This window comes from Chitinophaga sp. Ak27 (genome assembly GCF_012726295.1).
GTDB lineage: Bacteria > Bacteroidota > Bacteroidia > Chitinophagales > Chitinophagaceae > Chitinophaga.
Genome location: NZ_JABAOB010000005.1, coordinates 431,691 through 448,230 on the forward strand (window position 1 = coordinate 431,691; position 16,540 = coordinate 448,230).

The 16,540-nt window shown below is 45.1% G+C and carries 14 protein-coding genes and 1 riboswitch; of the genes, 6 read left to right on the forward strand and 8 right to left on the reverse strand.

What is annotated here, in order from left to right; genetic code table 11:
- Position 1 precedes the first annotated feature (1 nt).
- Both HGH90_RS19130 and HGH90_RS19135 read left to right on the forward strand, forming a co-directional pair.
- Entirely contained in the window at positions 2-1,411 is a 1,410-nt protein-coding gene (locus tag HGH90_RS19130) for a nicotinate phosphoribosyltransferase (protein ID WP_168764855.1), read from the forward strand.
- A 99-nt stretch (positions 1,412-1,510) separates the two neighbouring features.
- Positions 1,511-3,097, forward strand: a complete 1,587-nt coding sequence (locus HGH90_RS19135) for a transferase (RefSeq protein ID WP_168764856.1) — start codon at positions 1,511-1,513, stop codon at positions 3,095-3,097.
- A gap of 54 nt (positions 3,098-3,151) precedes the next feature.
- Here the strand turns inward: HGH90_RS19135 and HGH90_RS19140 are convergent, their stop codons facing one another.
- From HGH90_RS19140 to HGH90_RS19170, 7 genes are all read right to left on the reverse strand, one after another.
- Complete coding sequence (locus HGH90_RS19140; RefSeq protein ID WP_168764857.1) at positions 3,152-4,024, reverse strand: hypothetical protein; 873 nt, start codon at positions 4,022-4,024, stop codon at positions 3,152-3,154.
- Positions 4,025-4,179: 155 nt separating this feature from the next.
- Positions 4,180-7,362, reverse strand: coding sequence for an efflux RND transporter permease subunit (locus tag HGH90_RS19145; RefSeq protein ID WP_169191718.1), 3,183 nt, complete (start codon positions 7,360-7,362; stop codon positions 4,180-4,182).
- A gap of 40 nt (positions 7,363-7,402) precedes the next feature.
- The gene (locus HGH90_RS19150) at positions 7,403-8,473 is read right to left on the reverse strand and encodes an efflux RND transporter periplasmic adaptor subunit (protein WP_169191719.1); all 1,071 of its coding nucleotides are present in this window, start codon (positions 8,471-8,473) and stop codon (positions 7,403-7,405) included.
- A 44-nt stretch (positions 8,474-8,517) separates the two neighbouring features.
- Positions 8,518-9,873, reverse strand: coding sequence for a TolC family protein (locus HGH90_RS19155; RefSeq protein WP_168764860.1), 1,356 nt, complete (start codon positions 9,871-9,873; stop codon positions 8,518-8,520).
- Between the two features lie 26 nt (positions 9,874-9,899).
- Positions 9,900-10,514, reverse strand: coding sequence for a TetR/AcrR family transcriptional regulator (locus tag HGH90_RS19160; RefSeq protein WP_169191720.1), 615 nt, complete (start codon positions 10,512-10,514; stop codon positions 9,900-9,902).
- Positions 10,515-10,525: 11 nt separating this feature from the next.
- Positions 10,526-11,131 (reverse strand): TetR/AcrR family transcriptional regulator, encoded by a 606-nt coding sequence (locus HGH90_RS19165; protein ID WP_169191721.1) that lies wholly within the window; start codon positions 11,129-11,131, stop codon positions 10,526-10,528.
- A gap of 233 nt (positions 11,132-11,364) precedes the next feature.
- Positions 11,365-12,624 carry a pyridoxal phosphate-dependent aminotransferase gene (locus HGH90_RS19170; protein WP_168764863.1) on the reverse strand — a complete coding sequence of 420 codons (1,260 nt, stop codon included), beginning with the start codon at positions 12,622-12,624 and terminating at the stop codon, positions 11,365-11,367.
- 384 nt (positions 12,625-13,008) lie between these two features.
- On the opposite strand from HGH90_RS19170, the gene dnaN reads away from it, so the two are divergent.
- From dnaN to HGH90_RS19185, 3 genes are all read left to right on the forward strand, one after another.
- Entirely contained in the window at positions 13,009-14,127 is a 1,119-nt protein-coding gene (gene dnaN / locus HGH90_RS19175; protein ID WP_168764864.1) for a DNA polymerase III subunit beta, read from the forward strand.
- Positions 14,128-14,469: 342 nt separating this feature from the next.
- Complete coding sequence (locus tag HGH90_RS19180) at positions 14,470-15,294, forward strand: sterol desaturase family protein (RefSeq protein ID WP_169191722.1); 825 nt, start codon at positions 14,470-14,472, stop codon at positions 15,292-15,294.
- Between the two features lie 59 nt (positions 15,295-15,353).
- The gene (locus HGH90_RS19185; RefSeq protein ID WP_168764866.1) at positions 15,354-15,605 is read left to right on the forward strand and encodes a hypothetical protein; all 252 of its coding nucleotides are present in this window, start codon (positions 15,354-15,356) and stop codon (positions 15,603-15,605) included.
- Positions 15,606-15,607: 2 nt separating this feature from the next.
- On the opposite strand, the gene HGH90_RS19190 is transcribed toward HGH90_RS19185, so the two are convergent.
- Positions 15,608-16,087 carry a lipocalin family protein gene (locus HGH90_RS19190; RefSeq protein ID WP_168764867.1) on the reverse strand — a complete coding sequence of 160 codons (480 nt, stop codon included), beginning with the start codon at positions 16,085-16,087 and terminating at the stop codon, positions 15,608-15,610.
- 73 nt (positions 16,088-16,160) lie between these two features.
- Positions 16,161-16,267, forward strand: a riboswitch (TPP riboswitch).
- 53 nt (positions 16,268-16,320) lie between these two features.
- Here HGH90_RS19190 and thiS point away from each other — a divergent pair.
- Entirely contained in the window at positions 16,321-16,524 is a 204-nt protein-coding gene (thiS, locus tag HGH90_RS19195) for a sulfur carrier protein ThiS (protein ID WP_168738401.1), read from the forward strand.
- Positions 16,525-16,540 lie beyond the last annotated feature (16 nt).

Consider the following 16,540-nt stretch of genomic DNA (forward strand, 5'->3'; position numbering starts at 1 on the left):
TATGACAAAGGAAAACCTCATTCTCCTCGCCGATGCTTATAAATACTCACACCACAAATTATATATCCCTGGTACCGAGTACATCTATTCTTACCTGGAAAGTCGCGGTGGCAAATTTGAAGAAACCGTGTTCTACGGACTCCAATATTTCCTGAAAGAATACCTGGCAGGTGTCGTATTTACCAAAGAAAAGCTGGACGAAGCCGAAACCATGCTCACAGAGGTATTCGGACGTAAAGACATATTTGACCGCAGTCGCTTTGAATATATTATCGAAAAACATGGCGGCAAACTGCCTATCCGTATCAAAGCTGTACCCGAAGGCACCGTGGTACCTGTGCGGAATGTGCTGATGACCATCGAAAACACCGACCCGGAATGCTTCTGGCTTACCAACTTCCTCGAAACACTGCTCATGCAGGTATGGTACCCATGTACCGTAGCCTCTGTATCAAGAGAAATTAAGAAAATAGTAAAAAAATATTACGATGAAACCGCCAGCGCAGAAGCTTACGCAGGCATCGACTTCGTACTGAACGACTTCGGATTCCGGGGCGCCAGCTCCGTAGAGAGTGCCGGTATCGGCGGAAGCGCCCACCTGGTCAGCTTTTCCGGTAGCGACACCATCCCGGGTTCGCTGTTTGCCAAAAGATACTACAATGCACCTACCGCACCCGGACTCTCTATCCCCGCAACAGAGCACTCTGTAGTAACCCTGCTGGGTGAAAAAGGAGAACTGGACATCTTCAAACACATTCTTGATACCTATCCTACCGGCACCATTGCCTGCGTGTCTGATTCTTACAATATTTTCCGCGCCTGCGAAGAGTACTGGGGTACTGAGTTGAGAGAAAAAATTCTTAAAAGAGACGGCACCCTGGTGATTCGTCCCGATAGCGGCGATCCGGTGCAAACGCTGCTCCGCATATTCTCTATCCTCATGGATAAATTTGGCTATACCACCAATGAAAAAGGTTTTAAAGTATTACCCCCACAGGTAAGGGTCATACAAGGCGATGGCATCAGCTATTCTTCCATCCCCGGTATATTCGAAGCCCTGAAAAAAGCCGGTATCAGCGCCGAAAACCTGGTGCTGGGCATGGGCGGCGCCTTACTCCAACGGGTAAACCGCGACACCCAGGAATTTGCACTCAAATGCGCCTATGCCGTGGTAAATGGCCAGCCCATTGATGTACAGAAAATGCCGGTAGAAATGGATGCCAACGGTCAACTCCGTACCTCTTTTAAAAAGTCAAAAGCCGGTAAACTGGCCCTGATAAAAGAAAACAACGAATTTAAAACGGTAGCCGACACCACCCAGGCAACCAATCTGCTGCAAACAGTGTTTGAAAACGGGGAGGTGGTGCATACCTACACCTTCAACGAGGTACGCCAGGCTGCCACTTTATAAAAATATCCTTATTTCCTCCAGAAAATGTTTACCTCAGCGGGTTGTATCATCAAAACGATACAACCTTTTTTCTTTACTAAGATTTCTTAATTTCATGGCATGTATTTACTCATACCCGGCCGTCATCACCTGCTGACTGACTTTCAATTCAAATATTTAAACCGCCTTATAAAATGCGAGCTAGATGGCGAAAAAGACGTATATGGCACGCCGTTAGTGCCCCAAAATATACAGGGAGTAATCTTTGCCGTTACCTCGGCCAATCACCTGGGCACTAAACGGAACCCCGTTCCATTCTACCTCCGGGCCATGATCATACAGGAATTCTCCAATTCATTGGATGTACCGGCCTTCGTATATGGTATTGACGATGTAGGTGTTATCAACGACTTCCCGGAATATACCATCAAAACCATTCGTCACTCCAGCGAAGGCGTACATGCGCTCACTCCAGAAAACACCGTTGTTATTTGCTCCACCGGCGTAAAGGAAATGTACCTCCAGCACGGATTCCGGGTATTACCCGCGGAATGGGACCCTGTCAGCAACCAATTTACACAACCCATGCCCTGGGATGTAGTAAAGCTCATTGCACAAGCAGGCGACTGGCGAAAAAATAAAACCATCCTCGACCAGATGCACCCGGCATCGTTTAAAATATGGTCGCTATATGGCGTAGGAGAGAAGGTGCAACATATCCTTAAAGACCCTATCATCGGCGCGGACGGTGATCTTACTGCCACCCGCGACTACAACGTATACGTAAAGCAAATGGACGACATCGCAGCACAGAAATACCGCGAAACCGCACCATATATACAACCCGGTAATATCGGCGATATAGGCTGCGCGGCAGGCTCGTGGATAAAAATAGCCTGCGAAGACGATCGCCTCCATGAGTGCGACTTCTACGGCATTGAAGTATCCCGCCACCTCTACGATATTTGTCTGCAACGGAAACATAACGGCGAATTTGCCAACCCTTCGGTATTCTTCTCCCAAAAAAATGCCGTCACCAGCCTCGTGTTTGAAGCCGGTAGTATGAATACCATTCACACCTCTTCTCTCACACATGAAATAGAATCTTATGGCAGCAGGGAAGACTTGATTGCGTTTATACGTAATCGTTATAACGAACTAGTACCCGGCGGTGTATGGATTAACCGCGACGTAGTAGGACCGGAAAACAAAGATGAAACTATCTTACTCTGGTTAAATAATGAAGATGGGGAAAACGACCTACCCATACCCGAAAAACCTTCTACACAAGGGCTGGCGGCCTGGCTGGGAAAACTTTCTACCATGGCGCTGTTCAAACAATTTGCAAAGGACTTTCGCCACCACGAAGGATTTCAACTACCACACGAATGGGTAAGCATAGCCGGGAAAACTTACGCCCAGCTGTCGATGCAAAACGCCTGTGAGTTCTTATTTAAAAAAGACTACCACGACAACTGGCTCAGCGAAATGCATGAAACCTTCTGTTTCTGGAATTATAACGACTGGAAATCAGCCCTGGAAGAAGCGGGGCTCCGGTTAGACAACCTTTCCACTACCTGGAGAAATGAGTGGATTGTAAAAAACAGGTTGGAAGGAAAGGTACAACTAATGCGCCCGTGCAATAATGATGTACCTTTACCTATCCCTTTCCCTGTTTCACATATGCTGCTGATGGCCAGGAAATAATGAGCCTGCCGCAGGCCCCTGGCCCAAGCCTGCGGCATTGCTATATATAGGATGTTATAAACCCAATTTTTTCAGCGGCACTAGCACCAACTTATTATCCAGTAATTGAGGAACCAACAGCGTATGATGTTTTGCATCTAACGCAATATCTGCAGGCGACCGCATGGATTCCACTTTCGTATAATTCTTACTGTTGATATCATACACGTAAAAATTTCCTTTTGCCGGATCTTTAATCGTGATCCAGTCAGATACCAACAAACGATGATCATCTAACTGTACAATACCATCAAAAAGCCCGGTTGGCGTACCTTCTACCGGCTCGAAGACGGCATTTCCGTCATGCAGCTTCTTGGCAAAAATTTTACCTGTACCATCCAGGTTAGGCCCCATAGAGCATACATAAATATTGTCGCTATGCGCATCATACAGCACGCCATTAGCCGTTATAATATTTCCTTTTAGAACGGTCCAGTCACTGGTATGTATATTTACCAACAACACCTGGTCTTTAAATGAATCTGTTATGACTAAGGTGCTGTCATCTACGCGGCTCAGATCATTGAGCAGCGCGGCTTTCTCTTCCAGGTTCAGGTCAAATACTTTTTTACGGGTAGATATATCGTAGCCCTTCACATGGTCAATATCCGCTACATACAGCACGTTGTTGATAACCTCTAACCCCTTGGGGGCATTAAGCGCATCATCAAAATATTTCAGGGATAATTTACCCTTGTTATCTATGTAAGATATAAAGCCATCGCCATCTTTGGCCACAGGATCCAGCTTTGAACCTATATCCGATATGAAGTAGCCACCATTAGCCGCCACCACACTTTCGGGATTAGAGAGGCCGGAAATACTTTGCTGGGCATAGGAGATAAAAGGGGAAAATAAAAAGAGAAAAGCGGGAAAATACTTCTTCATAAGATGTTATTTGCCACAAAAATACTCCACGGCATTTTCATCTCATTTGTGGAAACGAAAGAACTTATTGTTAATATCAAAGAAAAAAAAGCCGGGATATGATTATCCCGGCCATTACCTAAACCTACAACTGTTACACTGTTAGTAACATATCTTTAATTAACATGAATTTCATCTAAAGGCACTTCTTCGTAAGAAGCTACCATCCGTTGCCTGATATAGCGTTTGGCAGACAACCGGCCAATACCAAACTTAGCCATCACCTTATCAACCACCATATATACCACCGGTACCACAATCAGAGTCAGGAACATGGAGCTGATCAACCCTCCGATGATAGCCCAGGCCAATCCATTTTTAATAGCGCCTACACCACCTGTTGCCAATGCTATCGGTAACATACCGATTACCATGGCGATCGTCGTCATCAGGATGGGACGTAATCGCGCATTATTGGCATGTATCAGTGCCTGATAGGTACTTTGGCCCTGTTCTTTCATCTGGTTGGTAAAGTCTACCAGGATAATCGCATTCTTCGCCACCAAACCGATCAGCATAATAATACCCAATATGGTAAAGATGTTCAGCGTATTATTGGTCAACGCCAGTGCCAGCAAGGCCCCGATAATCGCCAACGGAATAGAGAACAATACCACAAAAGGATATATATAGTTATCGTACAGCGCCACCATGATCAGGTATACCAGCACAATAGAAATCAGCAATGCCGCTCCTAATGTGCCAAAGGAATCTCCCTGGTTTTCTGCATCTCCACCAAATACATAACTGATGCCCGTTGGTTTACCCATTTTTGCCAGTTTGTCAGTAAACTCCTGCGTTACCGTACCGGAAGGGCGTCCCATTACCTGTGCCTGCACAGATACGGATGTATTTTTATCCCTTCTTTCAAGGTGGCTGGGACCAGAACCTTCTGTTACCGCAGCAAATTGCGATAACTTGATGAGCTGACCTTTATCATTAATAAACTGTATGTTAGAAACATCTTGCAGGTTCTTTCTATTGAACTCATCAAAACGGATGTTGATATCATATTCATAGTCTCCCTGGCGGAATTTCACCTTGGAATCATCGGCAGTCCCGCTGAAGGCAGTCTGCATAGTTCCACCCACTCCGTCGAGCGTAAGCCCCAGTGCAGCCATCTTATCACGGTCTACCTGTACGTTGATTTCAGGGTTACCGTCTTCTACCGACAGTTTTACTTCTGTAGCACCACTAATGGTTTTAAGGGTATCCATGGCCCTTTTCGCGTAATTCATTACACTGTCGAGCTCCGTACCCATCACAATCAACTCCACCGGCGCCCTTTCGGCAGTCCCCATAATACTTACCGCGGTCGTTTTTACTTTAACACCAGGTAGAATGTTTTTCAGTTCTTTCTTGATCTTTGCAGCATAGATATCTGAAGCATCCGCACGTTTTTCAGGATCCACCAGCATCACCGTGATCTCTGATTTATAGGCAGTAGACTGTGAGTTACCAAATCCATCTTCACTGGTTTGACCCACCGTCGTGATCAAACGGGTGATCTCTGGTTTCTTATTCAAATATTTTTCCGCCGTTCTGGTGGCCAGGTTTGTTTGCGCCACAGACGCATCTTTCGGCATTTCCAGCATTACAATAAACTGTCCACGGTCACCTTTTGGGATAAACTCACCCCCAATATAGCCTTTGCCCAACAACATGAAAGAGGCGAATAACAGGCCTATGGCTGCAATCAGCGTAATGGCCTTATGCGCCAGCGCCCACTTCAGCAACCCTGTCATCCAGTTGGTGAACTTTGTGAGCTGTGCTTCAAACCAAAGAATAAATTTCCCAAATACATTTTTACCGGTAATATGCTCCAGTTTACCAAAGCGGGAAGATAGCAACGGTACAATCATGAAGGACGACAGTAAGCTTAACATCGTTGATATCATTACCACTACGCAAAACTCCCGCAAGATCTTTGATACCAGTTCATTCGTTAAAGAGATAGGCAGAAATACCACCACAATTACCAGGGTAATGGAGGTAACGGTAAAACCAATTTCTTTTACACCCTCAAATGCTGCACGCACACGGTTTTTACCCATTTCCATATGACGATAGATGTTCTCCAGTACCACAATGGCGTCATCCACAAGGATACCTACCACCAGCGACAAACCTAATAATGACATTAGATTGAGGGAGAATCCCATCAGTTTCATACCAATGAACGTGGCAATCAGCGAGGCTGGAATAGAGATCATTACGAACAAAGCGCTGCGCACACTATGCAGGAACAATAACATTACCACCGCCACCAGCACTACCGCAAGGATAAGGTCATGTATTACGGAATCGGCAGATTCCAGCGTAAAGTCGGAGGAATCATTGGCCACCAATATTTTGAGATCATTAGCTGCATAATCTTTCTCTATCTGGGCAATAGACTTCTTCATTTCCTCACTCACGGTTACCGCGTTGGCATCCGTTTGCTTCTGCACCTGTAAGGCAATAGCACTTACACCATCCACTCGGGCGATACGATCCGCATCTTTCTGTGCATCCTGTACATCAGCAACGTCTGTAAGACGTACCTGTGTACCATCCGCCGTTGTTTTCAACACCAGGTTGCGGAGCTGATCCACGTTTTTATATTTACCTGCCAAACGGATCAGGATCTGTTCATTGGCCGTTTTTACCTTACCGGTAGGGAAATCCAGGTTGGCATTGGTAATCAGCTGGCGCACCTGCATAATGGATAAATTGAATGCTTCCAGCTTCTTTGGATCTACGTTCACCTGTATTTCACGTTCCTGGCCGCCAATCAGCGACACCTGGGCTACACCCGGCAAACGGGATAATAAAGGTTGCAGCTTCTTATCTACCAGGTCATAAAATTGTTTGTCGTCCATCTTGGCGGTGGCAGACAACGTCATGATTGGCAAGTCATCCAGCGAAAATTTATTCAGCGATGGCGGCTTTGCATCACCGGGCAGGTCGGCCAGGATCGCATTTACCTTCCGCTGTGCATCCTGCAGGGCAATATCCACATCGGCGTCGTTATTCAGCTCAACGGTAATAACAGACAAACTTTCGGACGATTTGGAAGTGATCTTTTTGATCTTCTCCATGGACGCTACGGCGTCTTCAATCTTCTTGGTAACACTGCTCTCTACTTCATTGGGAGAAGCTCCCGGATAAATGGTAGAAATAGTGACGATGGGGGAGCTGAACTTAGGCAACAGCTCGTAGTTCAACGATTTATAACTCATCACGCCCAGCAGGGTGAGGATGGTAAATACTACCACCACTATTGTGGGTCGCTTAATCGATACTTCAGTAATCTTCATGTTGCAAAAATTTGGTCAAACACCAGATACATTTCCTCGGTTACTTAACGGTTTGCTGAACGGTTACAGTAGCACCATCTGTCAGGTTAATCTGACCACTGGTAATTACTGTATCACCCTCATTCAGCCCCTCCCGTACTTCTACCTGGTCGCCCACAATGCGGCCGGCTACAACTTTGCGTTTCTTCGCCACATTGCCTTCCATTACATACACCTCATTACTGTTTACGCCACCAATAAAAGCAGTACGTGCAATGAAAATAGCCTTATCAGCTTTCGGGTCTACGAAGTGGGCAGTACCGTACATCCCTGCTTTCAGGTCTTTCCCGGCAATATTGCCAACTTCCATTTCCACGGGGTAGTTCAGGGAGTTATCGCCTTTGGCAGCAATAAAGGTGATGGTACCTTCGTAGGTGGTTTCGGGAAACACGCTGGAGGTAACAGATACTTTCTGACCTTTGCTCAGGGCAACTACCTGTGCTTCAGGAACAGAAACCGCCAGTTTAAGACGGGATACATCTACGATGTCGAACATTTTTGTTCCAACAGAGAGATAAGCCCCTTGTTCTATATATTTTTTATTGATAATTCCGGAGATAGGCGCTTTTACATAAGTATCGCTTACGCGTCGGCTAGCGGCCTCGTAGCGGGTTTTAGCCACCTCGTACTGTAACCGGGCATCATCCATTTGCTTCTGGGTAACGCCACCTGTCTGGAACGCGCTTTCATATCTTTCCTTATCTACTTTCAGCTGACTAAGGTTAGCTTTTGCAGATGCGAGATCCGTATTCAAGATCTCTCCATCAATGTAGGCAATGGCTTGTCCTTGTTTTACTACGCTGCCTTCATCTACAAGCAGTCGGGTAATGCGACCGGCGGTTTCAGCCAGGTACGACAGTTCGCGTACCGGCGTAAAGTTTCCGTTGGCCAGGAAGCCCTGGGAAAAATCGTTGCGGGTTACTTTCTGCACCAGTACAGGAATATCACCGATATTACTTTGTTTTACAAATTCAGTTTTGGCTTCGTTTGCTTTTTTATTAGCGTTGAGCTTCCACATGATCAGTACTACTGCACCTACCGTTACCACTCCCCAGATTATAAACTTTTTCATCTGCAAATAGTTTGTGTGTTCTATCCTTGTTTTCGTTTATACATTTAGTTTAAGAGGTCTCTCAGTCCCCCTTTGCTTTTTATGATTTCCAGCTCTGCCAGCTTATACTGCAACAGGGCCTCGTTATAGCTGTTTTGTGCGTCTGTCAGCGACGTTTCTGCGTTCAGCAGATCTGTTAAACCCGCCAGCCCCAGCTTATAATTGTTCTGGGTAGAGTAGAACACTTCGTTAGCCAGGTCTACGTTCTCTTTTTGAGTATGGATGGTAGATAGATTACTACGCACCATCAACTTGGCATTTTCATAGTCGGCGTTTAGCGATAGCTCGGTATCTTCCAGCTGTTTGTTGAGCTGGCGCAGTGTTACATTTGACTGGTTCACTTTTGAGCGGCGGCCAAAACCATCAAAGATGGGTATCTTCAGGGAAATGCCAATAGCGGCAGCGCCGTACCAGCTGGTAGAGTTAGACGGATCTTTCTGAAAAGCAAATTGCTGGCTCATACCATTGTAAGAGTATCTTCCAAACAATGACAACGAAGGATAATATTCTGCCAGGTAAGCTTTCTTCTGCAACTGCTGCAGCTCTTCCTGCTTCTTCAATAATTTATATTCAGTTCTGTTACTCAAGTTCATATCATCGTATTGCAATACGCCGGCAGCTTTGTTTTCTATCTCCTTTAGCGAAGCAGGAGGTAACAGGAAGGCCGTCTGCAAAGGCATCCCCATCACCTTCTTCAGGTTGTTGGTTTGCGTAGCGTATTGATTCTGCAGCTGTGTGCGCTGCGTAAGGTTGTTGGTAAGATTTACCCGGATACGGTCCAGGTCTATCTTCTTTGCCAGGCCATTATCAAACTGTGATTTGGTGGCGGTTACCAACGCTGTAAGTTTTTCGATATTGCTATTGATGGAAATAATCTTCTCCTGTGTTACCAAAAGCTGGTAGTACAACTGTGATACGTTGTAGATCACGGTTTCAGTCGATTGCTCTGTTTGCAGCCTGTAATATTCTTCGCCCGACTTCGCCGCTTTCAATCCTGTGAATACTGCCTGGTTAAAGATTTGCTGGTTGAGCTCTGCGCCTACGGTGGCGTTGTATTTCACACCAAATGCCACCAAAATGGAGCTATCCGGTTTACCGAAAATGGCGCCTGGAAGCAGTGATTTCTGCAGCATCAGGTTGTCTGTATAGGAGGCGTTACCATTAAGCTGTGGCAGTGCCTGGGAGCGAACTTCCTGGGTTTTGTACTTACCCATTTCTTCGTCCATTTTTGTCCTGGCCAGTTGTTTATTATTTGCCAGGGCAAACTTCAGTGCTTCCTGTAAGGTAAGCTGCGCTTGGGCATAGCCATTATATACCCCTATCCCTACGAGGAGGATAAGCGTTAACTTTAATCGCTTCATAAAATAAATCTGTTAGCGGTAGTAGTTTATTCGTCTTCTTTAATATGCAGGTACTGGTTTGCCAGTTTATGTCCTTTGAGTGTAGCAATGCCCAGGATGAAATGGGCGGTTACTTGTTCCATTACCGTGTGCATTTCAAATTGATCTGCCGGGTACTGGATCGGGTCAAATGCTGCTTCCAGCTGCAGCTGGCGCATACGTGCTACAATATCTGTATGAAGATGCTGACGGTATAGGCCTTCCGTCATACCTCTTTCTAAATTTTTCCGGATGTTACACAGCACCCCATCAGCTCTAAAATTTTCTACACTTTTCCAGGTATCGGGGTGATACTTCTGGATTTCATACAACATCACAGGATTCTGCGTTTTGGCGATATTGGTGACATACTTCATATTGCACACCATTTCTTCAATCGCATTGTTGGTGGTGGCCATACATTCGTTGAAATACGCCATGTGATTATTAAGCAACTGCTGCATACCTTCGTCTATCAGCGCCTGTTTGTCTACAAAATGCTCGTATACTGTTTTCTTGGAAATACCGCAATCACGCGCAATATCAAACATGGTTACTCCTTTGACACCGTAGGTTTTGAACATTCTCAGTGCTGTTCCGAGTATCCTTTCTCTCATTTCCATGGTTTCCGTTGTTATGCTCGTAATCCTTTTATGAAGATATCCAGCAGTTGCTTTTGTTTTTCTACCACCTTATCCATTTCTTCTTCATCCATTTCAAAATCTTCCCTTGGGTCGTCCATCAGTGAGAAACGTATTCCTATCCCCGACAGCACCAATAATTCGGCTACCTGTGCAGGGTTGTCTGTCTTAAACTCTCCTGAGGCAATACCTGCTTCAATGATACGGGTGTGGAGAAGTATCTCCCTTTCCCGTGCCTTCCGCTTTTCCTGTTGAAAGAGGGTGGTATTGTCCTGTAGGATCTTAAATATTTCCAGCCGGCAAAACCTGATGATGAATTCCTTCCGGAGATCTATAATGTTATATAAAGCCTGGGTGGCGGATGTCAACTGTTCCCCTTCTTTTTCCATTTTGCTGAAATATGCTTCCGCAATCTTTTCGAGTACGGCAACATGCATAGCCTTCTTATCCGGAAAATAATAATACAGCGAAGCCTTGGAGCAGTGAAGATCATCTGCTATCTCGTTCATCGTTGTTTTAGAAGCGCCATAGTGAGTAAAACGCTTCAGAGCCGCCTCGAGGATTTTATCCCTCATTTCATCTTTAGCTTCTGTATGCATTAACCTTTTGACTTTTTTAGTTTCAAAGTCAAAATTAGAAAGTTTTTTTGAATTAGTAGCGCGAGTTGACCTTTTAACAGGTATTTAACTTTTTGATGACAAAAGTCAAAAAGTCAAAAAAGAGGAGAAAGCATAAAGCATAAAGCTATTGAAGCGAATGACCAGGGCGGGTGAATATCCGCTTAGATCATTCGCTTCAATAGCTTTATGCTTTATGCCTTATGCTTTCTGTTCTATTTCAGTTTTTCCAGTGCGCTCTGTAATTTTTCGAACATAGCCGGAATTTCTTCCTTCACACAGGTACCTACGCTGAGGCGATACCAGGGTGAGTTTTTAGCAGATCCGAATGCGTAGAACGGCACCAGTGCCAGTTTGGCTTCATTCAGGATGTAGGAAGTAACCGCAGCCTGATCAGTCAGTACAGTACCTTCAGCCGTTTGTTTACCTACCAGGTCGAATTTAACGGTGAGATAAATGGCCGCCTGTGGGGCAATCGCTTCTACCTTATGACCAGCTTTTTTCAGTTTATCGAAGCCGTTATAGATTTTCACCAGTCTTTCTTCGATTTCTCCTTTAAAGTGCTGGAGGTATTTATCCACATTTTCTTTCTGTACCAGGTAACGGGCGGCAGCTTTTTGTTCTGCCATCGGGCTCCAGGCGCCTACATGAGAGAGAATGGATTTCATTTTACCAATTACGTGTGCGGGACCTAAAGCCCAGCCCACTCTTACACCGGTAGCAGCAAAGGCTTTACTCATACCATCAATGAAAATGGTGTAATCCTTCATTTCCGGGCGGAGGGAAACCGGGTTGTGGTGGTGTGTTTCACCGAAGGTCAACACCCAGTACATCTGGTCAAACATTACATAGAGCGGCTTTTCATCGGCGCCCCTGCTTTTGTTTTCTGCCAGTACCAGGTCACAGATTTCTTCCAGCTGATGCTTGTGGAAGGCAGTACCGGTAGGGTTTTGCGGGGAGCAAAGCGCCAGGAGGGTAGCCCCTTTCAACAGTGGCTTCAACTCAGCCGCGGTAGGCATAAAGTCGTTTTCCGGTGTAGTTTCCAACACTACGTGCTCCGCTTCCAGGAAATGGGTGTAGTGATTGTTATTCCAGGAAGGTGTAGCATATATTACTTTTTCACCGCGATCCACAATGGTACGGAAGGTAGCATAAATGATAGGTCGACCACCGCAGGAAATCACGATTTCCTTAGCCGGATCGTAAGTCAGCCCTTCCCGTTCAGCTATAAAGCCACCCACTGCCTGCCTTAACTCCGCAATACCATCTGCAGGAGGATAGTTAGTCAGGTGCTCCTTATAGGCTGTTATGATTTCCTGTTCAAATTCAACCGGGATGGGAAATACCTTCGGGTCAAAATCGCCAATCGTGAAATTGTAAATCTTCTCACCCTTGGCCTGCTTCTCCTTTATTTCAGCTGCTAACTTAATGATTTCGGATCCAATCAATGTTTCGGCTAAATGAGACAGTTTCATAACCTGCTTTTTTTTGTTGGTTTTGGAATAATTTTTCAGCGCGGCAAAAGTAACCGATTTGAAGATAATTTAAAAGAACAGCCCAATTCTTTTCACATTCATCAATAATGACAGCTAAGTATTAAATGTCGTCTAATAAAGACAGCCCTTTTTAACAATAACGCATAGTATTATCTTAAAAATAAATATATGAACGCCTGCAAATCGTTGTGTAAAACCACATTATCTTAGTGTATAAGATGTGATGAAATTAGGGCGAATGTCGAAACTTTCTATCTTTGTTTACTGTACATTTGACCTTTTATGGGAGGTAACGCTTTGAGTCAGGCGAGTCCCTCTATGGTTACCCATCACCAAAAAATGATAAGCAAACTTATATAGATCATGAAATTTATTGTTTCTTCCTCTACTTTATTAAAACAATTACAACAAATCAGCGGGGTGATCAATTCCAACACAGTATTACCAATACTGGAGGATTTTCTGTTCCTGATTGACAAAAATGAACTGACTGTAGTTGCTACTGACCTGGAAACTGTTATGCGGGTGAAGCTGGAGGTGGAAGCCAAGGAAAGCGGAAAAATCTGTATTCCGGCGAAAATCCTGATGGACTCCCTGAAAAATCTGCCTGATCAGCCGCTAACCTTCCATATTGACCTGAATTCTTACGCAGTAGAAATTACTTCAGACAACGGTAAGTACAAGGTTATGGGTGAAAATCCGGAAAACTTTCCGAAAGAACCTGCTGCCGACGACACTACCTCCTTTACCATGGCTGCTACCGGCCTGGTAACGGCGATTAATAAAACCCTGTTCGCAGTGAGCAATGACGATCTGCGCCCCGCTATGACCGGCGTATTTTTCGAAATTGCCCCGGAAAGCCTCACTTTCGTAGCTACCGACGCCCATCGCCTGGTAAAATATGTAAGAACAGACGTGAAATGCCCGCAGGCCGACAGCTTCATTGTGCCTAAAAAACCGCTGAACCTGCTCAAAACCGCCCTGCCGGACAACGATACCGAAATTAAAATTGCCTATAGCCAGAACCACTTTTTCGTACAGCACGAAGGCGCCCAGATGATCTGCCGCCTCATCGATGCCCGGTTCCCCGACTATAAAGTAGTAATACCTAAAGACAATCCATATCGCCTCACCGTAGTGAAAAGCGACTTCCAGAATGCTTTGAAACGCGTAGGCGTATTTGCAAATAAGAGCACCAACCAGGTAGCCCTCAGCATTACCGGCAGTGAACTCCAGTTATCTGCCCAGGATGTGGACTTCTCCTTTGAAGGTAACGAACGCATGAGCTGCCAGTACACCGGCGATGATATGCAGATTGCCTTTAACGCCAAGTTCCTCATCGAAATGCTCAATGCCGCTGAAGGCGATGAAATATCCATCGACCTGGCCACCGCTACGAAAGCCGGTATTCTCAGACCTTCTGAAAAAGAAGAAAATGAAGACCTGCTCATGCTGGTAATGCCGCTGATGTTGAATAACTAGTATTCTTTCTTAGCGAAACGCTAAAAGGAAAATACTTATAATTAAAAAATTATACATAAAGCAATCTCTCACAAAGAGGTTGCTTTTTTCTTTACCCATGGCCCTTAAAGCCCTTTATTTATTGCCCAAATAGTTGTAATTTTTACCTGGAATCAACCCGGGGAAATACACCCGAAAGGTTCAGGACAGTAACGCAGGGATAATAACAGTCACTTATAATGTACTGTGTATTATAATTAGTCAGATCGCTCCCCATATCCACCCGTATTGATTTTGTTCGCCTGGTCATGAAAACCAACATAAGCGTAGCATAATATTTCAACAACATATACTTTACCAGTTATGGTAAGCTTTTTTGAACATATTCCTTCCGCCTGGCGTACCGCTATACTCGTAAGTGGACTGGTATTGCTGTGGATAATAGAAGGGATCGCTCCAAGATTCCGCTTTGGCGCCAACCGCTACCGCCATGCCGGCACCAACCTGTTTTTTACACTAACTACGGTAATTGTAAATACAGGGTTGGCATTCCTCATCGTAAAAGCTTCCCGGTGGACCGGCGAAACTCATTTTGGGGCACTTTACCAGGTACCACTTCCACTTTGGCTACATACCATCCTTGCCTTGCTGATGCTCGACTTTATCGGCGCCTGGGTCATTCACTGGGTACAACATAAAACTGCCTGGCTATGGCAATTCCATAAAATTCATCATATAGATACCCAGATAGATGCTACCACCGCTCTACGGCATCACCCGGTAGAAAGCCTCTGGCGGGTCATTGCCCTCTTTGTGGCCATTATTACCATGGGAGTACCTTTCTGGATGGTGATGCTCTATCAAAGCCTGTCAGCCTTCCTCTCCCAGTTTAACCACGCCAATATCCACCTGCCACAATGGTTGGATAACGCGCTGAGCTGGGTCATTGTATCACCAGACATGCACAAGGTACATCACAGCCGTTACCAACCGGAAACAGACGCTAATTACGCCAATATATTCTCTATCTGGGACCGGCTCTTTGGCACCTTCGTAAAAGTACCAGACACACTCGCAATCAAATATGGATTGGATGAATACCAGGACGCCCGTTACCAGGAAGTAGGCACACTTTTAAAAGTTCCCTGGGAACATGCGGCGACCGTTAAAGAAAAGGTAAGTAGTTAACACGACAAGCTATAGACGAATATTTATTCCTTCACCTGTTTTTCAAAACTTGAATATATATGCAACACTCAACAACCGCAACAAAGACAGCCTGTATCTCAGCTCTCATCATCGGGGTATTATCCGCCGCATTTGCATTCTCTACCAAAACACCAGCATATGCGGTAAGCGCCGGTTGTGTAGCCATTATTATAGGCCTGATTTCCTTATTTATAGGAAGAAAAAATATCGATGATATGCAGCTCGCCGCAGCCGGTATATTTATGTCGGTAGTAGCCTGCCTGGTAGGACTCTGGCAGATCTACAACTAGATCTACCCGTTCCGTTTCAGGTACTTTTCTCTGTAGCCCTCGGCGGCCTTTACCGGGAATAATATCAGGGAAGTATCTGTTAGCTCTTTAATAATGGTTGTATCAACAATCGTAGAAGTATCTTTTACACCTTCGGAATGATTCCATAACAACAAGGTGTCGTGCGCCAGTTCCCATTTTTCGTATACCAAAGTGTACATGTTAATAGACCTGGCCGTTCCGTTCTTTCTTAATTGAAAACCCTGCATCTCCTTGTCCAGGCCTGCTACAGGCTGTATCCACTTTCCTATGAGCTTAGCTGCATTCACCCGCAGCGTTGTATCTGCCACAGCGGTAATGCTGTCAGTAATGCCGGCATTACTGCTGTCTACGATACTTATCAAACTACTATCTCCCTGCAATTCCTCCGCTTCCGCATGTTGCTTGGCACCGTTACAGGCAATAACCAGTATCAATAAACACCCTAAATAGATTCTTCCCATAAATTAAAAATACGAATTACTGGCTTCTATCAAATTCTAATTCGCATTTCCTGTTTTTTTATTTACTTTTACGCCCACACTTTAGGGGTGTTTATCCGGCCAATACCCGGATAAACTGAGATGATACCCTCAGTACCTGAAGCAGCTCATACTGCCGTAGGGAAAAGTAACTGAACCTTTCTCATCTTTCCACATCCTTAAAGTTTATTGTTTCACCTAAATTCCAAATCAACATGGAAGTGCATGTAAACAATAAACTTTATGCGGTGCAGCCAGGAACAACCATCGCTGCACTCTTACAGTTTATTCAAATTTCCGCTCAAAAAGGCATCGCAGTAGCCATCAACAACCAGGTAATTCCTAAAAGTCATTGGGAAAACCAATCCTTGTCTGCTGCCGATAACATCACCATTATCAGGGCCACACAAGGCGGATAAACACTACATATTCATT